Consider the following 20,151-nt stretch of genomic DNA (forward strand, 5'->3'; position numbering starts at 1 on the left):
CGAAGATGACGACGACAGACAGCAGCGGCGACGTCCGCCTCTCCGGTATCAGCAAGACGTACGACAACGGCTTCACCGCCGTGCAGCCGCTGGACCTGACCGTCCCGCAGGGCTCCTTCTTCGCCCTGCTCGGCGCCTCCGGCTGCGGCAAGACCACCACCCTGCGCATGATCGCCGGTCTGGAGGAGCCCACCATGGGCACCGTCCACCTCGGCGACCAGGAAGTGACCCACCTGCCGCCGTACAAGCGGCCGGTGAACACGGTCTTCCAGTCCTACGCCCTCTTCCCGCACCTCGACATCTTCGAGAACGTCGCCTTCGGTTTGCGCCGGCGCGGCATCAAGTCGGTGAAGAAGCAGGTCGAGGACATGCTGGAGCTCGTCCAGCTCGGCGAGCAGGCCCGCAAGAAGCCGCACCAGCTCTCCGGCGGCCAGCAGCAGCGCGTCGCGGTGGCCCGTGCCCTGATCAACACCCCCAAGGTGCTCCTTCTCGACGAGCCCCTCGGCGCCCTCGACCTCAAGCTGCGCCGCCAGATGCAGCTGGAGCTCAAGCGCATCCAGACCGAGGTCGGCATCACCTTCATCCATGTCACGCACGACCAGGAGGAGGCCATGACCATGGCCGACACGGTCGCCGTGATGAACGCGGGCCGCGTCGAGCAACTGGGTTCGCCCACCGACCTCTACGAGAACCCGAACACCACCTTCGTCGCCAACTTCCTCGGCACGTCGAACCTGATCGAGGCCGAGGTCGACACCAAGAACGGCGACGACATCGTCCTCAAGGCGGGCGGCGGCAAGCTCGTCCTGCCCGAGGCGCGATGTTCCGCCCCCACGTCGACTGGCGGCAAGGTCCTGGTCGGCGTACGCCCCGAGAAGATCTCCCTCACTCACGCGGATGACGCGGGCGAGATAGCCGAGGGCCGCAACCGCATCACCGGCAAGATCGCCGACTCCTCCTTCATAGGCGTCTCCACGCAGTACGTCATCGACAGCCCGGTCTGCCCCGAGTTCGAGGTCTACGCCCAGAACATCGACCGCGACGCCCGCCTGGTGCCCGGCGCCGACGTCGTCCTGCACTGGAACCCGGCCCACACCTTCGGCCTCGACGCGGCACAGGACATCGACGCCGGTGTCGCCGAGGTCGAGGAGGACGCCGCCTGATGGCCGCCGTCACCGAGGCGCCACCCCTGGCGCCCGCCCCCGAGACGAAGCCCCCGCGCAAGCGGGGCCGCCTGGTGCCGTACTGGCTCCTGCTCCCCGGCATCCTCTGGCTGATCATCTTCTTCGCCCTGCCGATGATCTACCAGGCCTCCACGTCCGTGCAGACGGGCTCCCTGGAGGAGGGCTACAAGGTCACCTGGCACTTCGCCACCTACTGGGACGCGCTGTCCGAGTACTGGCCGCAGTTCCTGCGCTCGGTCTTCTACGCCGCCGCGGCGACCGTGCTCTGTCTGCTGCTGGGGTATCCGCTGGCGTACCTGATCGCCTTCCGCGCGGGCCGCTGGCGGAACCTGATCATGATCCTGGTGATCGCGCCGTTCTTCACCAGCTTCCTGATCCGCACGCTGGCCTGGAAGACGATCCTCGCCGACAACGGTCCGGTCGTGCACACCCTGAACAACCTGCACATCCTCGACCTGACCAACTGGCTCGGCTGGACGGCCGGCGACCGCGTGCTGGCCACACCGCTCGCGGTGGTCTGCGGACTGACGTACAACTTCCTGCCGTTCATGATCCTGCCGCTCTACACCTCGCTGGAGCGCATCGACGGACGCCTGCACGAGGCGGCCGGCGACCTGTACGCGCGGCCGTTCACCACCTTCCGCAAGGTCACCTTCCCGCTGTCGATGCCCGGCGTGGTCTCCGGCACGCTGCTGACCTTCATCCCGGCGGCCGGCGACTACGTCAACGCGGACCTGCTCGGCTCGACGGACACCCGGATGGTCGGAAACGTCATCCAGACGCAGTTCCTGAGAATTCTGGACTATCCGACCGCCGCCGCCCTCTCCTTCATTCTCATGGCCGCGATCCTCATCATGGTCACTCTCTACATCCGCAGGTCCGGGACGGAGGATCTGGTTTAAATGGCCTTCGTCAACTGGCTCAAGCGCAATCTCGTCGTCATCGCGGGACTCCTGACGCTCGGGTATCTCCTGCTCCCGAACGTCGTCGTCACGGTGTTCTCCTTCAACAAACCGAAGGGCCGCTTCAACTACGAGTGGCAGCAGTTCTCGCTGGACGCCTGGAAACAGCCGTGCGGTGTCGCCGACATGTGCGGCTCGCTCTCCATCAGCCTGCAGATCGCGGTCTGGGCGACGATCGGCGCGACCGTCCTCGGCACGATGATCGCCTTCGCGCTGGTCCGCTACCGCTTCCGTGCCCGCGGCTCCGTGAACTCGCTGATCTTCCTGCCGATGGCGATGCCCGAGGTCGTCATGGCCGCCTCACTGCTCACCCTGTTCCTCAACATGGGCGCCCAGCTGGGCTTCTGGACGATCCTGATCGCCCACATCATGTTCTGCCTGAGCTTCGTCGTGACGGCGGTGAAGGCACGTGTGATGTCGATGGACCCCCGGCTGGAGCAGGCGGCGCAGGACCTCTACGCCGGCCCGGCGCAGACCTTCCTCCGGGTCACACTCCCGATCGCCGCTCCCGGAATCGCGGCGGGTGCGCTGCTCGCCTTCGCGCTCTCCTTCGACGATTTCATCATCACCAATTTCAACGCGGGCTCGACCGTCACCTTCCCCATGTTCGTCTGGGGTTCGGCACAGCGCGGAACGCCCGTTCAGATCAATGTCATCGGTACGGCCATGTTCCTGGTCGCCGTAGTGTTGGTCCTTTCCTCGATACTCATCGGAAATCGCCGCAACAAGCAAAAGGCGTAATCGCAAAGCCCCTGTAGGGAGTTGAAATCATGGCCCCGAGCGCCATGAACCGCTGGACAAAGTCTCTTTCCGACGCACAGCCGGTCCCGTACTGGCTCGAAGACCCCGGCAAGCCCCACCCCGAGCCCGCGCTCACCGGCGCCGAGACCTGCGACCTGCTGGTCGTCGGCGGCGGCTACAGCGGACTGTGGACCGCGCTGATCGCCAAGGAGCGCGACCCCGCACGGGATGTCGTCCTGCTGGAAGGCCGCGAGGTGGGCTGGGCCGCCTCCGGCCGCAACGGCGGCTTCTGCGCCGCCTCCCTCACCCACGGCCTGCCCAACGGCCTCGCCCGCTGGCCCGACGAGATCCACAGGCTCCAGGAGCTGGGCGCCCGCAACCTCGACGAGATCGAGAAGGCGGTCGCCCGGCACGACCTGGACTGCGAGTTCGAGCGCACCGGCGAGATCGACGTGGCGACCGAGACGTACCAGGCGTGGGAACTGCACGACTGGTACCAGGAGATGGAGCGCGAGGGCCTCGCCGAGGGCGTCGAGTTCCTGGACGCCGACGCGGTGCGGGAACAAGTCGACTCACCGACATTCCAGGCGGGCCTCCACGACCGCCGAGGCGTCGCCATGCTCAACCCCGCCAAGCTGGCCTGGGGTCTGAAGCGGGCGTGCCTCGCGCTCGGCGTCCGCATCCACGAGAACACCCCCGCCCTCACCCTCAGGCCCTACGGCGCCGGAATGGCCGTACGCACCCCGTACGGCTCGGTCCGCGCCCGCAAGGTCGCGCTCGGCACCAACATCTTCCCGAACCTGATCAAGCGCGTCCGGGCGTACACCGTCCCGGTCTACGACTACGCGCTGATGACCGAGCCGCTCAGCGCCGAGCAGCTGGCGTCGATCGGCTGGAAGAACCGCCAGGGGCTGGGTGATTCGGCGAACCAGTTCCACTACTTCCGGCTCTCCGCCGACAACCGCATCCTGTGGGGCGGTTACGACGCGGTCTACCAGTACGGCGGCCGGGTGCGCCGCGAGTACGACGACCGGCCGGAGACCTACGCCAAGCTCGCCGGGCACTTCTTCACCTGCTTCCCGCAGCTGGAGGGAGTGCGCTTCACGCACGCGTGGGGTGGCGCGATCGACACCTGCTCGCGCTTCTCGGCGTTCTTCGGCACCGCGCACCAGGGCAACGTGGCCTACGCGGCGGGCTACACGGGCCTCGGTGTCGGCGCCACCCGCTTCGGTGCCGAGGTGATGCTCGATCTGCTGGCGGGGGAGGCCACGGAACGCACCTCCCTCGAAATGGTCCGCAAGAAGCCGCTGCCCTTCCCGCCCGAACCCTTCGCCTGGACCGGCATCGCGCTCACCAAGTGGTCGCTCGCGCGCGCCGACTCGCACGGGGGCCGTCGCAACCTCTGGCTGCGGACGATGGACAGGCTCGGGCTCGGATTCGACAGTTAGCCGAAGCCGGCCGACCGGATGTGACCCAGTTCACTCCGAAGAGTGAACGAAACCCGCGTAATGCAGGCCGGGAGACCTCCGTCTCTCCCGTGACGCGACCAGCGTCCACGAGAGACAGGGGGTCTTCTCATGACTGGGGCCAAGACGGCGGTCGAGTGGCTGGCATCCGTTGCTCCGGATCCGGAGGCCAGCCGCCGGGAATGGGAGCGCAACCCCCTCGGGGTCGCGCTGCTGCCCGCCGGCAAGGCCTGGGACGTACTGATCCTGCCGGGCGAGCTCGGCTATCCCACGCTCGACATCCTCACCCGCATCCTCGACCGGCCGGGACCGGTCCTGGTCGACTTCGGGGACGCGCGCATGGGGTTCTTCGTGCCGCCCGGCACCGCGGCCGGCTGGCTCGGCACCGGCATCCGTACGGCCGGCGCCGGCACCTGGATCGTGGTGCCGTATCCGGGCCGCTCCACCGGCGGGGTCCGCTGGCTGGTCCCCCCGGACGGCTCGGGCACCCTCACCGACCCGGTGCTCCTCGAACTGGCCATGCACGAGGCGGCGGCGGTACTCGCGAGCGAGGAGGGCACATGACGGACGGCTGAGGGCCAGAGGTCTGAACGAATCCGCGCTCGCGTCGGCCACCCTTAAGGCCGACGCGGACCTGGTCCTCACTCTTGTGAGTGCGTCAGAAACAGCCACAGAGCGGTGAGCAGCACCGTGCACAGGCACCAGCTCGCGACCACGTCCAGCGGCCAGTGATAGCCGCGCTTGACCAGCCCGAAGCCGACCCCGGCATTGACCACGGCACAGAGGACGACCAGTTCACGGCGGGAGTACGCGGACCGGAGCCAGGGCAGGAGGAGCAGGGCCGCCGCTCCGTAGGCGACGGCGGCCGTCGCCGTGTGGCCGGAGGGGTAGTAGCCGGTGGCCGGGGGCATGGCAGGGGTGCCCGGCCGGGCGACCAGCTCCTTGATGGGCACCACCAGCGCCGGGACCAGGGCCATCAGGACGGCGGCCGCGAGCGGCGGCAGCCACCAGCGGTGCGTCCCGGCCGCACGGCCCCGCAGGCCGACGTAGACCAGGACGACGGCGAGGACAGGCACCGCGACCTGGATGCTGCCCAGGTCGGCGAGGAGTTCGGAGAAGCGGTCCGGGTGGACGAGCGCGCGGCTGACCCGCTCGTCGACGCGCACCAGCGGGCCGTCGGAGACGACCTGCCAGGTGATGACCGCGAAGAGAAGGGCCGGAAGCCCGAGGAGAAGGAAGAAGGAGGCCGGCCGCCCCGGAACAGGGGGGGTAGTTCCGAGGCGGCCGATCAGATCGGATCGACGCCCACCCCGGGGGGTTTGGGGCGGGCGACTGTCCGATCGGTGAGGAGATCCGGAGCCGGAAGCTCCGGGTGTGTGCGCGAGGGCACGACCAGGTCGTAGCTGGGGAGGCCACGGCCTGATGTCGCCCACAGTCCCCTGTGGGCGGGGTGTATCTCTCATCTGGGTAGAACCTACGGCAGTGGAGTGGCCGAAGACAGACGCATTCCCGTCCCTCCGTCCACCCCGCACACGTTCTTCACACAGCCTGTCCCTCGCCGTGCGAAACGGCTCAGATACGAGCGAAAGCCTGCTCGATGATGTCGAGGCCCTCGTTCAGGAGGTTCTCCCCGATGACCAGCGGGGGCAGGAAGCGGAGGACGTTGCCGTAGGTGCCACAGGTCAGGACCAGCAGGCCCTCCTGGTGGCAGGCCTTGGCGAGCGCGGCGGTCGCCTCCGGGTTCGGCTCCTTGGTCGTACGGTCCTTCACCAGCTCGATGGCGATCATCGCGCCACGGCCGCGGACGTCGCCGATGATGTCGAACTTCTCGGCGATGGCGGTGAGGCGGGCCTTCATGATCGCCTCGATGTTCTTCGCCCTGGCGTTGAGGTCGAGCTCCTTCATCGTCTCGATGGAGCCGAGCGCACCGGCGCAGGCGACCGGGTTGCCGCCGTAGGTGCCGCCCAGGCCGCCCGCGTGCGCGGCGTCCATGATCTCCGCGCGACCGGTGACGGCGGCCAGCGGCAGACCGCCGGCGATGCCCTTGGCAGTGGTGATCAGGTCCGGGACGATGCCCTCGTCCTCGCACGCGAACCACTGGCCGGTACGGCAGAACCCGGACTGGATCTCGTCGGCCACGAACACGATGCCGTTGTCCGCGGCGAACTTCCGAATGGCCGGGAGGAAGCCCTTCGCGGGCTCGATGAAGCCACCCTCGCCCAGCACCGGCTCGATGATGATCGCGGCCACGTTGTCCGGGCCGACCTGCTTGGTGATCTGGTCGATGGCCTGCGCGGCGGCCTCCGGACCGGCGTTCTCCGGACCGGTCGGCCAGCGGTAGCCGTACGCCACCGGCACCCGGTAGACCTCGGGCGCGAACGGCCCGAAGCCGTGCTTGTAGGGCATGTTCTTGGCCGTCAGCGCCATCGTCAGGTTCGTACGCCCGTGGTACCCGTGGTCGAAGACGACCACGGCCTGCCGCTTGGTGTACGCACGCGCGATCTTGACGGCGTTCTCGACGGCCTCGGCACCGCTGTTGAACAGGGCCGACTTCTTGGCGTGGTCACCCGGGGTGAGCTCGGCGAGGGCCTCGGCGACCTCCACGTAGCCCTCGTACGGGGTGACCATGAAACAGGTGTGGGTGAAGTCCGCGAGCTGCGCGGACGCCCGGCGTACGACGGCCTCGGCGGACGCGCCGACGGACGTCACGGCGATGCCGGAACCGAAGTCGATCAGACGGTTGCCGTCGACGTCCTCGATGATCCCGCCGCCCGCGCGCGCGGTGAACACGGGCAGCACGGAGCCCACGCCCTGCGCGACCGCGGCGATACGGCGGGCCTGCAACTCCTGCGACTTCGGGCCGGGGATGGCGGTGACGACGCGGCGCTCCTGAGGAAGTGCGCTCATGAGGGGCTCCTGGGGAATGCGGGGTTCTACGGATGGGCTTTTCGGACTCTTGCCTTCTTTTCTCGCAGGCTAGGGCCGGAGGCGGGGGGTGGGCATGCTCCATGTGGGCGGTGTCGCGAGACGGGATTGTCCGCGGTGGACATGGCGTCCGTGACGAGGCGCGGCCACGTACGCGGTGAACTCCCCGGGCGGGGCGTTAGATTGACCGCTGATGGTGGACGGAACGGCTGGTCAAGGGGCGAGGGCGATGGACAGCGACGGGACGCAGGACGCGCGGGGTACGCATGCGAATCCTGTGCCGCGTCCGGCGAGGCCGGCGGAGGTGCCGGCGATGCCGCCCAGGCCGAGGGAGGCGCCCCTGGTGCCGCCGCGGCAGGACGGGTCGGCGTTCCTCACCTGGCTGCGCACCCCCCGGCCGGAGGCGGCCCCCGGCATCTGGCGCTTCGGGTACCGGCCCCGGCCGACCGAGGCGCCCGAGGAGATCCCGACCAGGCAGCTGCTGAGCGGAGCGCTCATCGCGTTCCTGGTCGGCTGGCTCGTGTGGTCGCTCCTGCAGAACGGGTATCTGGGCGAGTGGTGGTGGCTGCCGTTCAAGCTGCTCGTCCCCGATTCCTGGCGCGGCACCAGCAGCGAGGTCGGCAACACCCTCCTCTACCAGGGGTATCAACTGCTGGTAGCCCTGGCCATCATGCTGACGGTCGGCAAGCTGGGCCGCTGGGGCGAGGTCTGGCGGCGTTTCGTGGTGCCTCTGGTGAAGCGCCCCGGGCCCCGGCAGGCGCCCGCGCCGGCGGCGGAGGAGGACCCCGCCCACTGGAACCAGCTCCGTGCCGCCGGTGCCCATGACGCCGCCGACCGGCTCACCTCGGCGGCACAGTCCGGACAGATGCGCGACGTCGACCACGCCCGCATCGCCCGCGCCTGGCAGGGGGTGCGTACCGGCCGGCACAGCCTTGCCGCCTTCACCGGTGCCGTGCTCAAGGACGGCGCCGCCGCCTGTCTGCATCCGTCCGGCGAGCGCGACCTGCCCGCCCGGCTGGCCCGGCACGATGTGATCACCGGCCAGGTACGGCTGGGCAGCACCGTCGACGATCCGCGCAACCCGTACGGCTATCGGGGCACCGGCCTCGGGCTCGGCCCCGAACTCCTGGGGACGTCGCTCGTCGCCGTCGGACCGGCCGGCTCCGGCAAGACCGGCTCGGTCGTACGGCCGCTGGCGGAGTCCCTGTGTCTGCAGGCCCTGGCCGGCCGGGCCGCGGTGGTGGTCGTCGGCACGCCGGGCGCCGGGCTCGGCCCCACCGACGCCTACGACGTCGTCGTACGCATCGGGAACCCGGAATCGGTCTACGACCTCGACCTGTACGGCGGCACCACGGACCCGGACGAGGCGGCGGCCGTGCTGGCCGAGGCCCTGGTCGGGGATCTCGCAGAACCGCACGCGGGCAGCGACAGCCGCCGCTCCACGACCGTGCTCGCCCAGCTGCTCGGACCGTTCCGCGCGGTGCACGGCCGCTGGCCCTCCGTACCGGAGCTCCGGCAGCTGCTCGACGGCGCGGCCGGACCGCTGGCCGCGCTGCGGCAGGCGCTGGAGGACTCCGGGCAGGAGTCGCTGCTGAGGGAACTCGACGCGCGAGATCGGCAGGCGGGGCACGGCGGCGACGTGGGCGGCATCCTCGCGGACCGCGTCGCACTGCTCGACCGGCCCGCCTTCGCCGGCTTCTTCGACACCTCCGGGCAGTCGAAACCCTTCTCCCTCAAGGCACTCGACCACCCGGTCCGCGTCCGCATCGACCTCCCCGAACGAGGTCACGCCGACGCCTCCCGCATGCTGGCCCGGCTGGTGCTGGCGCAGTTCACGGCGAGTGTGGCGGTGCGGGAGGACAGGTCGCTGTTCGCCTGTCTGGTCCTGGACGACGCCACGGGGGTCGTCACCCCGGAGGCGGTGCGCGGGATTCAGCGGCTGCGGTCGACGAACGCGGGGGCCGTGCTGACGCTGCGGACGCTGGACGACGTACCGAGGCCGTTGCGCGGTCCGTTGCTGGGGGCCACCGGGTGCCGTATGGCGCTGTCCGGGCTCACCCCCTGGGACGGGCAGGACTTTGCCGAGGTGTGGGGCAAGGAGTGGATCGAGGCGCGGGACGTCACCGACCGGCAGATCATCGCCGAGACCCCGGCCGGGAAGGCCCTGCACATGCTGCGCCGCGTGATCACCGGCAAGGCGCCGACGCAGCGGGCGGTGACCGTCCGGCAGGTCGAGCGTGAGCGGTGGTCGGCGTCCGAGCTGGCGCACGGGGTGCCGCCCGGGCATGCCGTGTTGTCGCTGACGAATGTGAAGGGTGAGCACGCGCCGCCGTTGCTGGTGGATCTGAGGGGATAGGGGGACAGGGGGGATAGAGGGGACAGGGCGGGACTTCACGGCGCGGGGTGACCGTACGGTGAGGCAGAATCGGCACAGGCCGTTCATACTCGGCGGCCAAAAGATCACAAGGTTCGCCCGATCTCCGCTGTCCTGACCTGAAGGCCTCATGCCCCCGACCCTCGCCTCGCTCGTCCACCACTCCGCGCTCAAGCTGACCGTGCGGGCGGGCGAGGACCGCCTGGACGTGCCCGTGCGCTGGGCGCATGTCAGCGAACTCGCCGATCCCGTGCCGTACATGGAGGGCGGGGAGCTGCTGCTGATCACCGCGCTGAAGCTGGACGCGGAGGATCCGGAGGCGATGCGGCGGTATGTGAAACGGCTGGTGGGCGCGGGGGTCGTCGGGCTCGGCTTCGCCGTCGGGGTCAACTACGAGGAGATCCCCGAGGCCCTCGTCGACGCGGCGCAGGAAGCGGGGCTGCCGCTGCTGGAGGTGCCGCGCCTGACGCCCTTCATCGCCATCAGCAAAGCGGTCTCGGCCGCCATCGCCGCCGACCAGTACCGCGCGGTCACGGCCGGCTTCGCCGCCCAGCGCGAACTGACCAAGCAGGCCATCGCCGAGGGGCCGGAGGGGCTCCTCTCCGCGCTCGCCTCACAGGTCGACGGCTGGGCGGCGCTCTACGACGCCTCGGGCGCCGTCGTCGCCACCGCGCCGGAGTGGGCGGGGCGGCGGGCCGCGCGGCTGACCGCGGACGTGGAGCGGCTGCGGGAGCGGCCGGCGCCGGCGTCCTCGGTGGTCGGCGGGCCCGAGAACGAAGATCGCGTAGAGCTGCATTCACTGGGGACCGGGCGGCGGGCGCGGGCCGCGCTGGCCGTGGGGACGGCCGCGGCGCTCGGTACGGCGGAGCGGTACGCGGTCCACTCGGCGATCGCGCTGCTGACGCTGACCACGGAACGGTCGCGGTCCCTGCAGGCCGCCGAGCAGCGGCTCGGGGCTGCGGTGCTGCGGATGCTGCTCGCCGGGGAGCCGGATCATGCGCGGGCCGTGGCGGGGGATCTGTACGGGGGGCTGCTGGACGCGCCGTTCCGGATGATCGTCGCCGAGGCGGCTTCGGCGGCGGGGCCCGTGCGGATGTCGGTGGACTCGCATGCGCCTGTGGCGGGCGGGAAGCCGGCCGCCGGCGCGGATCGTGATCCTCTCGCCTCGCTCGCCGAGATCGTGGACTCGGCCGGGGCGCGGGCGGGGGAGGCCGTGCTGGTCGTGCCCGAGGGGGACGGGGAAGGGGCGCGGCTGGTGGTGCTCGCGGCGGACGGGGGTGCGGCGGTCGCCGCGTGCGGGGAGTACGCGGCGGCGGTGGAGGCCGCGCGGGCCGGGGCGTCGGCGGGGGGCGGGGGTGACGAGGCGGAGCTGGTCGTGGGGGTCTCGGCGCCGGTCGGGCCGATCGCGGCCGCGGCGGCGTACAAGCAGGCCGAGCAGGCCCTGTCGGTGGCTCGGCGGCGGGGGCGGGTGTACGTGGAGCATGAGCAGTTGGCGGCGGGGTCTGTACTGCCGTTGCTGGCCGACGACGCGGTGAAGGCTTTTGCGGACGGGTTGCTGCGGCCGCTGTACGAGCACGACGCGACCGGGCGGGGGGATCTGGTGGCCTCGTTGCGGGCGTGGTTGTCGCGGCACGGGCAGTGGGATGCGGCGGCCGCGGATCTGGGGGTGCATCGGCACACCTTGCGGTATCGGATGCGGCGGGTGGAGGAGATTCTGGGGCGGAGCCTGGACGATCCGGATGTGCGGATGGAGCTTTGGCTGGCACTCAAGGCGACGTCGGCCGACTAGGCACCCGGTGCCGGCGCCGTCCTTGCCGGGGGCTGCCGCCCCAGACCCCCGCTTCGGCCTGAACGGCCTCGTCCGTGAACTCCCCCGGAGGGGGGCACCCCCAACGGGCTGGATTTCCCGAAGCCTGCCAAACAGGCGCCTTCAGTCGTGCGACTACTCCACCCCGGCCAAACACGCCCCCACCCCCACCCGCCTACCGTGGACCCGAAAGCCCTGCACACACCCCTACCGCCGAAGGGCCGGGACTCGCACATGACCTCCACCACCGCCTTCTGGCTCGCCGGCCGCCAGGCCACCGGCGAGGACACCTTCGACGTCAGCTCCCCGTGGGACGGCCGGCTCGTCGGCACGGTGAGCGTGCCGACGGACGCTCAGGTCGAGGAGGCCGTCGCCGCCGCCCACGCCGTACGGGACGAGTTCGCCGCCACCCCCGCGCACGTCCGCGCCGCCGCCCTCGACCACGTCAGCCGGCGTCTCGTCGAGCGCACCGAGGAGATCGCCCAGCTGATCTCCGCCGAGAACGGCAAGCCGATCAAGTGGGCCCGGGGCGAGGTCGGCCGTGCCGTGTCCGTGTTCCGGTTCGCCGCCGAAGAGGCTCGTCGGTTCAACGGCGGTGAGGCCCAGCGGCTCGACACCGACCTCGGCGGTCAGGGGCGCCTCGCCCTCACCCGGCGTTTCCCGAAGGGCGTCGTCCTCGGTATCGCGCCCTTCAACTTCCCGCTCAACCTGTGCGCCCACAAGATCGCGCCGGCGATCGCCGCCGGTGCGCCCATCATTCTCAAGCCGGCCCCGGCCACCCCGCTCTCCGGGCTCATCATCGGCGACCTCCTCGCCGAGACCGACCTCCCGGCCGGTTCCTGGAGCATCCTCCCGGTCGCCAACGACAAGATGTCCGCCCTCGTCCAGGACGAACGCCTGCCGGTCATCTCCTTCACCGGTTCCGAGAAGGTCGGCTACGCGATCATGGACTCGGTGCCGCGCAAGCACTGCACCCTGGAGCTGGGCGGGAACGGCGCCGCGGTCGTCCTCGGCGACTACGCCTCCGACGCCGACCTCGACTGGGCCGCCACCCGCATCGCCACCTTCTCCAACTACCAGGGCGGCCAGTCCTGCATCTCCGTGCAGCGGGTGATCGCGGACGCGTCGGTGTACGACCGGCTCCTGCCGCGTGTCGTCGCCGCCGTCGAGGCCCAGGTCACCGGGGACCCGGGTGACGACAAGACCGACGTCGGACCGCTGGTCAGTGAGGACGCCGCCAAGCGTGTCGAGTCGTGGGTGAAGGAGGCCGTCGAGGCCGGCGCCACGCTGCTCACCGGTGGCGACCGTGACGGCGCCTCCTACGCGCCGACCGTCCTGACCGACGTACCGGCCGACACCACCATCTCCTGCGAGGAGGTCTTCGGACCCGTCCTCACCGTGCAGAAGGTGGACGGCGAGGCGGCGGCCTTCGCCGCCGTCAACTCCTCCAAGTACGGCCTCCAGGCAGGCGTGTTCACGCACGACCTGCAGGTCGCGTTCCGGGCACATCGGGCGCTGGAGGTGGGCGGAGTGGTCATCGGCGACGTCCCCTCCTACCGCGCCGACCAGATGCCCTACGGCGGCGCCAAGCAGTCCGGTGTCGGCCGCGAGGGCGTGAAGTTCGCGATGGACGACTACACGTACGAGCGGGTGCTGGTGCTGACGGGGCTGGCGCTCTAGCCGCCCCCCTAGTAAACGACAATCGTTTTCAGTTAATCTACCCTTCTCGAAGAGGCCCGGCACCGATGCCTTCCGGTGCCGGGCCTCTTCACTGCGTCGGCCTCGTCCGGACCCTCAACCGGAGAAGCCGACGTGCGCGAGCCGCAGCGGGCCGCGCAGTCCGAGGTGTACGTCGTGCACGCCCTCGGCGACGATGTCGGCGGTGAGGGTGGTGTAGTGGTACGGGGAGGGCGTGGCGTCCTTCAGGTCCAGTACGGCCAGTACCACGCCGCCGTCCAGGGAGAACTCGACCGTGCCCTCGCCCGCGACCGTCACCCGCACCTCCGTGGCACCGTCCCCCAAGTCGCAGTCGCGGTAGATCAGTTCGGCCACCCGGTCCGGCTCCGGCGTCACCGCGTCGCCCGCCGCCTTCGTCCGGTCGACGATCGCGGCACCGCTCTGCTCGTCGAAGTCGGCCGCGTCCAGGCCGCGTCGGAGAACCGGGCGCGGGGCGTGGGACTCGCCGTCCAGCAGGATCGTCGTACGCAGGCGGACGTCCTCGCTGGAGGCGCCGACCAGGATGTCGTACGGGCCCGGCTCCAGGCGCCGGCCGCCCTGTGCCACGTCCCAGAACTCGAAGGCGGAGAGAGGGACTTCGTAGGAGAGGGTCGTCCTCTCGCCGGGAGTGAGAGTGGTGCGGCTGTGGGCGAGGAGTTCGCGGCGGGGGCGGGGGACCGTCGGTTCCACGGCGCGGGTGTAGAGCTGGGGGACCTCGTCGGCCGTGACGTCTCCGGTGTTCGTGACCGTGAAGGTCACGTACAGCGTGCCGCCCTCCACCCGTGTCGTCAGGTCGCCGTAGGAGAAGGCCGCGTACGACAGGCCGTGTCCGAACGGGAACAGGGGCGTGCCCTCGAAGTACAGATACGTCTGGCGGGCGCCGATCACGTCGTAGTCGAGGAGGTCGGGCAGATCGCCGTCGCTCTCGTACCAGGTCTGCGGGAGGCGGCCGGCGGGGGAGACCTCGCCGGACAGGACCCTCGCGAGCGCGGTGCCTGCCGCCTGGCCGCCGTGGGACGTCCACAGGACCGCCGGGAGTGCGGAGGTCCCGACGGTGTACGGGTAGGCCGAGACCAGCGCCAGGACCGTGCGCGGGTTCGCGGCGCGGGCCGCGCGCAGCAGGCGTTCCTGGTGGGCGGGGAGGCGGAGGGTCGTACGGTCCTCGGTCTCGCGGCCGTTGATGTGCGGGTCGTTGCCCGCCACGACCACGACCACGTCGGCCTGTGCGGCGACCCTGGCCACCGCCTCCTCGCCGCGCTCGGCGATGATCGGCGCGAAGATTTCCGGCTGCGCCTCGTGTTCCGGATTCACGTCGGCAACCTTCACTCCGTCGGCGGCGACAGAGACGTGGCGACCCGTACCGATGTGCCGGAGGAGGTGACCGTTCTCGTGGGGTTCCAGGCGGAAGGTCTCCTGGACGACCCATCCTCCGGGCTGGTCGGCGGAGGCGCGTACGTAACCGTCGTCGGCGACCGAGAGATAGCGGCCGTCTGGTGCGCGGAGGGTGAGGACGCCCCCGCCCCAGTCGATCAGGGCGAGCTCGGTGCCGGTCGGGTCGGTGGTCAGGGGCGGGAGGTCCGTGCGGCCGGCGAGCAGGGCCGGGTCCAACGCGCCCTCGGCGCCGCGTACCTGGTCGTCGGCGTCCACCGCGGGCACGTGGAGGAAGTCGCCCGACGACGTCCTCAGTCGGATACGGTCCACGCCCTCCGCGAACTCCACGCGCTCGGCGCCGAACTGCTCGTACAGGCCCTCCAGGGGAGTCGAGCGGTGGATCAACGTGCCGCTGTACCAGTCGAGTTTGCACTCGTCGGCCAGCAGGCCGACCACCGCGACACGGGTGTCGGGGGCGAGGGGCAGCACGCCGTCGTTCTTGAGGAGCACGATCGACTGCTCGGCGGCCTCCTGCGCGAGGGCGCGGTGGGCCGGGGTGTCGAAGTCGTGGATGCCCGCGTGCGGGTCGTAGCGCGGGTCGAACTCGCCGAGGCGGAAGCGAACGGAGAGCTGGCGGCGGACGGCGGTGTCGATGTCGGCCTCGGTCAACAGGCCTTGCTCGTACGCCTCCTTGACCCGCGCGACGATCTGCGAACTGTCGGTGCCGTGGTCGGTGAAGCTGTCGACGCCGGCGATCAGGGCGGCCGCCGTCGCCTCCTCGTGGGTGTCGTAGTAGTGCTCGTGATCGACCAGGTTGGAGGGTGCCCCGGCGTCCGAGCAGACCAGCAGATGCTCGTCCGTCCAGGCGCGCAGATGCTCGCGCAGGTACGGGGAGACGTGGTTGGGGCGGCCGTTGACCAGGTTGTACGCAGGCATCACCCCCGCCACCGAGCCCGCCTCGACCGTCTCGCGGAAGGCGCGCAGGTCGTACTCGTGCAGCACGCGCGGGCGGACCGAGCTGGACGAAGTCGCCCGGTCCGTCTCGTTGTTGTGGGCCAGCCAGTGCTTGAGGACCGGGGCCGTGCGCCAGTACGTGGGGTGGTCGCCGCGCAGGCCGCGGGTGTAGGCCGTGGCGATGGCGGAGGTGAGCTTCGGGTCCTCCGAGTAGCCCTCCTCGTTGCGGCCCCACAGGGGGTGGCGCAGGAGGTTCACCGTGGGGGACCAGACGTTGAGGCCGACGCGGTCGTCCTTCGCGTGCATGGCGCGGGTCTCCTTGGAGACGGCCTCGCCGACGCGGCGTACGAGATCCGTGTTCCAGGTGGCGCCGAGGCCGACCGCCTGCGGGAAGACGGTCGCCGGGCCCATCCAGGCCACGCCGTGCAGGGCCTCCTGGCCGGTGCGCCAGGCGGTGATGCCGAGGCGGTCGACGGCCGGCGCGTACTGGTGCAGGAAGGAGATCCTCTCGTCGAGCGTCAGCCGCTCCAGCAGGTCGTCGATGCGCTTCGCGAACGGCAGCTGCGGGTCGCGGAACGGCGGCGTGGGCGGCGTCTGTTCGGTCACGTGGGGATCCCCTTGCGATGGAGCGACGGAGCACTTTCGAAGCGCTTCGATGCTCATTCGACGGATGGGCGGGTGTCAAGAGACGGACACGGTTACTTCATGCGGCGCATAAGAACAGGTCGGGTGTGAGAGCCCGCAGGAATCTTGGAATCGACCCTTGTGCACCCCCAGGCGTTCACTTAACCTCACAGCAACATCGAAGCGCTTCGACTACGGATCCAGCCGGTATGCGTCGGAGGACCGCTTCAGCTCAGCACGTTCCACTCGAGACACCGCAGCCGACGGCCACCGCCGGGTGTCCTGGTGCGCCATGAAGGGTTGACGCAATGACGCCGAACGCCGCTTCCGCCTCTTCCGGACCGAGCCGGAGAAGCTTCCTCGCATCAACTGCCGTTGCCACGGCGGCGGTTGCGGGCGGGATACCGTTGCTTGCCGCCTGCGGGGGCTCGGAGAGCGGGTCGGGCGGGGGCACGACGTCCGGCAAGAACGCGAAGAAGATCCTCCCGGCCTATGTGGCCAGCAACGTGGTGACGCCGGACATCCCGTCGAAGAACGGCTCGGCGATGGGCTTCACCAGCAAGCTCGACGTCGCCACCCTCAAGACCTCGGTCCCGAAGAAGCTCGGCAAGGGCGGCAAGGTCACGATCATGTCGCCGTTCTGGGGCTCGCCGCCGAAGCAGAACAACCCCTACTACACGGGGATGAACAGCCTGATCGGAGTCGACGTCGAGTGGCGTAACCAGGACGGCAACACCTACGACCAGAAGCTCGGCGCGGTCCTCGCCTCCAGCGACATCCCTGACGTGGTGGTGATCCCCGGCTGGAACATGACCGGCCGGATACCGAGCGCCATCGCCGGCAAGTTCGCCGACCTCGGCCCCTATCTGACCGGGGACAAGATCAAGGAGTACCCGAACCTCGCGGCGATCCCCAGCGACGCCTGGCAGCGCTCCATCTTCGGCGGCAAGCTGATGGGCCTGCCGCAGCCCACCGAGCCCGCCGCGAACATCGTGCCTCTTTACCGCCGGGACATCTTCGACAAGGAGGGCTACGAGGTCCCGAAGTCCGCCGACGAGTTCATGGCCCTGTGCAAGGAGATCACCAACCCCAAGGCCAATCGGTGGGCCTGCGATGACATGAAGTGGACCGCGTTCAACAACTTCGGCGTGCTGGGGGGCGGGGAGAAACCGCTCGGCTGGAACCTGGTCGACGGCAAGCTGATCTACCGCATCGAGACTCCGGAGTACCTGGAAGCGCTGGAGTGGGCGCGCAAGCTGATGGCCGCCGGATACGTCCACCCCCAGTTCAAGCTGGGCAAGAGCCAGATCGGCGACCCGGCCCCCCTGTTCGCCAAGGGTGAGTTCCTGATCTGGAACAACAACATCGTCAACTGGTACGGGCAGCAGGCATCCCAGGCCACCCAGAACCCCGACTTCAGAGTCTGGGGCATGGACATCTGGAACCACGACGGCGGCAATCCGACGCTGTGGGCCGCGAACCCGGCCGGCATCTTCGCCTTCGTCAACAAGAAGGCGTCCGAGTCCGTCATCCGCGACACGCTGGCCGTCGCCAATGTCACCGCGGCGCCGTACGGCACCAAGGAGTGGATGATGACCAACTACGGCGTCGAGGGCACGCACTACACCATCAAGAACGGTGTGCCCGTCAAGAACGACAAGGGCAACAACGAGGTCGTCAACGCCTTCGTCATGGTCGCGAGCCCCGCCCCGACCTTCGCCCACCCCGACTACCCGGACATCACCCGGGCCATGGTCGAGTGGGAGCAGCGGATGGGCGCCTTCACCAAGAAGTCGACCTTCTGGGGCCTGCAGATCGCCGAGCCCAACCGCTACACCAATCTGGCCGACAACTTCGAGCAGCTCGAGGACGACATCATCCGCGGCCACAAGAAGATCAGCGACATGCAGCAGGCCGTCTCCGACTGGAAGAAGAAAGGCGGGGATCGGTTGCGTGACTGGTACAAGAAGCTTCTCGACGAGAACGGCTCGGCGGCGAGCTGACCAGGCTCTGAGGCAAGGAGAACAGCCGTGTCCCACAGCACGGTGCCTCGGAGCAGCGCCGAGGCCAGCACGCCGGTGAAGACCCCGGTGGCGTCCGCCGACCCCGCCGGCGCCCGGGAGGCACGACGAGGCCCGGACAAGCTGGGCTTCCGGCTCAGGTTCAGACGCGACCGCACCCTGATCCTCATGACGCTGCCGGCCATCGTGCTGCTCCTGGTCTTCAACTACCTGCCGATCCTCGGCAACGTGGTCGCCTTCCAGGACTACGACCCCTACGTCAGCGACAACGGCATCGTCGCCATGCTGCACAGCCCCTTCGCCGGCCTGGAGAACTTCCAGGAGATCTTCGGGGACTCCGCCTTCTGGAACGCCGTGCAGAACACATTCGTGCTGTTCTTCGTCCAGCTCGTGCTGTTCTTCCCGATCCCGATCCTGCTCGCGCTGCTCATCAACAGTGTGGTCCGGCCCCGGGTGCGGGCGGTCGCGCAGGCTGTGCTCTACCTGCCGCACTTCTTCTCCTGGGTGCTGGTCATCGCCGTCTTCCAGCAGATGTTCGGCGGTGCGGGCATGCTCTCCCAGCTGCTGCGCCAGCACGGGTACAACGGCATCGACATCATGACCGACCCGAACACCTTCCCCTTCCTGGTCACCGCGCAGAGCGTGTGGAAGGACGCCGGGTGGGGGATCATCGTCTTCCTTGCCGCGCTGGCCTCGGTCTCCCAGGACCTCTACGAAGCCGCCGCGATGGACGGCGCCGGCCGCTGGCGCCGCATGTGGCACGTCACGCTTCCCGCCCTGCGGCCGGTGATCGCTCTGCTTCTCGTACTGCGTGTCGGCGACGCCCTGACCGTCGGGTTCGAACAGATCCTGCTGCAACGTGACGCCGTCGGGCCGGGCGCCGGAGAGGTTCTCGACACCTTCGTGTGGTGGAACGGCGTGCACAACCAGGACTTCGGCTATGCGGCCGCCGCCGGTCTGATCAAGGGCGTGGTCAGCATCGGCCTGGTCCTTGCCGCGAACAAGGTGGCCCATCTCTTGGGCGAGCAGGGGGTTTACAAGAAGTGACCACCGTCGTCGACAAACCCGCGAGCAAACCGTTCCGGTGGGCCTCACCCGAGCGCCCGGCGTGGGAGGAGGAGCCGTCGAAGGCCGGCCTCGCGAGCAAGGGCCTGGTCCTGGCGTTCGCCTGTCTGGCGGTCCTGATCCCGCTGTGGATCGTGATCGTCACCAGCCTTTCGTCGCGCAAGACCATCGACGAGGCGGGCGGCCTGGTGATCGTGCCCAAGGGCCTCACCCTCATCGCCTACAGGGAGTTGCTCGGCGGCGGCCAGGTCACCCGGGCCATGGTCATCAGCATCCTCATCACCCTGGTCGGCACGCTGTTCTCGATGACGGTGTCCGTCCTGTGCGCCTACGGCCTGTCCCGCACCGGCTCGCTCGGGCACCGCTGGATCCTGATGACGCTGCTGGCGACCATGTTCTTCAGCGCGGGCCTCATCCCCACGTATCTGCTCGTGCAGTCCCTCGGGCTCACGGACACCTATCTCGCACTGATCCTTCCCAGTGCGATCAGCGTCTTCAACATCCTTGTGCTGCGCGGGTTCTTCATGGAGATCTCCCAGGAACTCATCGACAGCGCGCGCATCGACGGCGCCGGGGATCTCCGCATTCTCTGGACGATCGTCATGCCATTGTCCCGGGCCGTCCTCGCGGTGATCACGCTGTTCTATGCCGTGGGGTACTGGAGTGCCTGGTTCAACGCGTCGCTCTACCTGAACAACCAGGACATGATGCCGTTGCAGAACGTCATGATCCAGCTCGTCCAGCGGCAGCAGCAGCCGGTAGGCCTGGGACAGGCCATCAGGACCGGCCAATTGTCGGGGTTGGCCATTCAGATGGCGGTCATGGTGATGGCCCTGCTGCCGGTCGCCGTGCTGTCGCCGTTCGTGCAGCGGCACTTCAAGAAGGGCATGCTCACCGGCGCGATCAAGGGTTGATCCGACGCCTCCTTCTCCACTTGCCCC

Annotated in this window: 14 protein-coding genes; 11 read left to right on the forward strand and 3 right to left on the reverse strand. The window is 69.5% G+C overall.

Going from position 1 to position 20,151, the window contains the following annotated elements:
• The first annotated feature begins 5 nt into the window (after positions 1-5).
• The 5 genes from ACWC09_RS15590 to ACWC09_RS15610 all read left to right on the forward strand — a co-directional run bounded on the left by ACWC09_RS15590 (position 6) and on the right by ACWC09_RS15610 (position 4,917).
• Positions 6-1,163 carry an ABC transporter ATP-binding protein gene (locus tag ACWC09_RS15590; RefSeq protein WP_450851060.1) on the forward strand — a complete coding sequence of 386 codons (1,158 nt, stop codon included), beginning with the start codon at positions 6-8 and terminating at the stop codon, positions 1,161-1,163.
• On the forward strand, positions 1,163-2,086 hold the full coding sequence (locus tag ACWC09_RS15595; protein WP_450851061.1) for an ABC transporter permease: 924 nt from the start codon (positions 1,163-1,165) through the stop codon (positions 2,084-2,086). The genes ACWC09_RS15590 and ACWC09_RS15595 overlap by 1 nt, the downstream gene beginning before the upstream one ends.
• Entirely contained in the window at positions 2,087-2,887 is an 801-nt protein-coding gene (locus ACWC09_RS15600) for an ABC transporter permease (RefSeq protein WP_450851062.1), read from the forward strand.
• A gap of 29 nt (positions 2,888-2,916) precedes the next feature.
• Positions 2,917-4,335, forward strand: a complete 1,419-nt coding sequence (locus ACWC09_RS15605) for an NAD(P)/FAD-dependent oxidoreductase (RefSeq protein WP_450851063.1) — start codon at positions 2,917-2,919, stop codon at positions 4,333-4,335.
• Positions 4,336-4,464: 129 nt separating this feature from the next.
• Positions 4,465-4,917 carry a hypothetical protein gene (locus ACWC09_RS15610; protein WP_450851064.1) on the forward strand — a complete coding sequence of 151 codons (453 nt, stop codon included), beginning with the start codon at positions 4,465-4,467 and terminating at the stop codon, positions 4,915-4,917.
• A 77-nt stretch (positions 4,918-4,994) separates the two neighbouring features.
• On the opposite strand, the gene ACWC09_RS15615 is transcribed toward ACWC09_RS15610, so the two are convergent.
• Together ACWC09_RS15615 and gabT are read right to left on the reverse strand one after the other, a co-directional pair.
• Positions 4,995-5,786 carry a phosphatase PAP2 family protein gene (locus ACWC09_RS15615; RefSeq protein WP_450851156.1) on the reverse strand — a complete coding sequence of 264 codons (792 nt, stop codon included), beginning with the start codon at positions 5,784-5,786 and terminating at the stop codon, positions 4,995-4,997.
• A gap of 139 nt (positions 5,787-5,925) precedes the next feature.
• Positions 5,926-7,260, reverse strand: a complete 1,335-nt coding sequence (gabT, locus tag ACWC09_RS15620) for a 4-aminobutyrate--2-oxoglutarate transaminase (protein ID WP_450851065.1) — start codon at positions 7,258-7,260, stop codon at positions 5,926-5,928.
• Between the two features lie 247 nt (positions 7,261-7,507).
• Here gabT and ACWC09_RS15625 point away from each other — a divergent pair, with 247 nt between their 5' ends.
• The 3 genes from ACWC09_RS15625 to ACWC09_RS15635 all read left to right on the forward strand — a co-directional run bounded on the left by ACWC09_RS15625 (position 7,508) and on the right by ACWC09_RS15635 (position 13,139).
• Positions 7,508-9,634, forward strand: coding sequence for an ATP-binding protein (locus ACWC09_RS15625; RefSeq protein ID WP_450851066.1), 2,127 nt, complete (start codon positions 7,508-7,510; stop codon positions 9,632-9,634).
• 148 nt (positions 9,635-9,782) lie between these two features.
• Positions 9,783-11,441, forward strand: a complete 1,659-nt coding sequence (locus ACWC09_RS15630; RefSeq protein WP_450851067.1) for a PucR family transcriptional regulator — start codon at positions 9,783-9,785, stop codon at positions 11,439-11,441.
• A gap of 252 nt (positions 11,442-11,693) precedes the next feature.
• Entirely contained in the window at positions 11,694-13,139 is a 1,446-nt protein-coding gene (locus ACWC09_RS15635) for an aldehyde dehydrogenase family protein (protein ID WP_450851068.1), read from the forward strand.
• A 114-nt stretch (positions 13,140-13,253) separates the two neighbouring features.
• On the opposite strand, the gene ACWC09_RS15640 is transcribed toward ACWC09_RS15635, so the two are convergent.
• Entirely contained in the window at positions 13,254-16,106 is a 2,853-nt protein-coding gene (locus ACWC09_RS15640; protein WP_450851069.1) for a glycoside hydrolase family 3 C-terminal domain-containing protein, read from the reverse strand.
• Between the two features lie 326 nt (positions 16,107-16,432).
• On the opposite strand from ACWC09_RS15640, the gene ACWC09_RS15645 reads away from it, so the two are divergent.
• The 3 genes from ACWC09_RS15645 to ACWC09_RS15655 are packed head-to-tail and all read left to right on the forward strand — an operon-like array spanning position 16,433 to position 20,124.
• Entirely contained in the window at positions 16,433-18,127 is a 1,695-nt protein-coding gene (locus tag ACWC09_RS15645) for an extracellular solute-binding protein (protein ID WP_450851070.1), read from the forward strand.
• 27 nt (positions 18,128-18,154) lie between these two features.
• Positions 18,155-19,192 carry an ABC transporter permease gene (locus ACWC09_RS15650; RefSeq protein WP_450851071.1) on the forward strand — a complete coding sequence of 346 codons (1,038 nt, stop codon included), beginning with the start codon at positions 18,155-18,157 and terminating at the stop codon, positions 19,190-19,192.
• Positions 19,189-20,124, forward strand: a complete 936-nt coding sequence (locus ACWC09_RS15655) for a carbohydrate ABC transporter permease (RefSeq protein WP_450851072.1) — start codon at positions 19,189-19,191, stop codon at positions 20,122-20,124. Before ACWC09_RS15650 ends, ACWC09_RS15655 begins: the two co-directional genes overlap by 4 nt.
• The last annotated feature ends 27 nt before the right edge of the window (positions 20,125-20,151 follow it).

It is taken from the genome of Streptomyces sp. NPDC001617, from assembly GCF_053596855.1.

What these genes read in the sequence shown, in the direction of transcription:
- ACWC09_RS15590 (WP_450851060.1), top strand. Translation starts at nt 6, where the DNA reads ATGACGACGACAGACAGCAGCGGCGACGTCCGCCTCTCCGGTATCAGC.
- ACWC09_RS15595 (WP_450851061.1), top strand. Translation starts at nt 1,163, where the DNA reads ATGGCCGCCGTCACCGAGGCGCCACCCCTGGCGCCCGCCCCCGAGACG.
- ACWC09_RS15600 (WP_450851062.1), top strand. Translation starts at nt 2,087, where the DNA reads ATGGCCTTCGTCAACTGGCTCAAGCGCAATCTCGTCGTCATCGCGGGA.
- ACWC09_RS15605 (WP_450851063.1), top strand. Translation starts at nt 2,917, where the DNA reads ATGGCCCCGAGCGCCATGAACCGCTGGACAAAGTCTCTTTCCGACGCA.
- ACWC09_RS15610 (WP_450851064.1), top strand. Translation starts at nt 4,465, where the DNA reads ATGACTGGGGCCAAGACGGCGGTCGAGTGGCTGGCATCCGTTGCTCCG.
- gabT (WP_450851065.1), bottom strand. Translation starts at nt 7,260, where the DNA reads ATGAGCGCACTTCCTCAGGAGCGCCGCGTCGTCACCGCCATCCCCGGC.
- ACWC09_RS15625 (WP_450851066.1), top strand. Translation starts at nt 7,508, where the DNA reads ATGGACAGCGACGGGACGCAGGACGCGCGGGGTACGCATGCGAATCCT.
- ACWC09_RS15630 (WP_450851067.1), top strand. Translation starts at nt 9,783, where the DNA reads ATGCCCCCGACCCTCGCCTCGCTCGTCCACCACTCCGCGCTCAAGCTG.
- ACWC09_RS15635 (WP_450851068.1), top strand. Translation starts at nt 11,694, where the DNA reads ATGACCTCCACCACCGCCTTCTGGCTCGCCGGCCGCCAGGCCACCGGC.
- ACWC09_RS15645 (WP_450851070.1), top strand. Translation starts at nt 16,433, where the DNA reads ATGACGCCGAACGCCGCTTCCGCCTCTTCCGGACCGAGCCGGAGAAGC.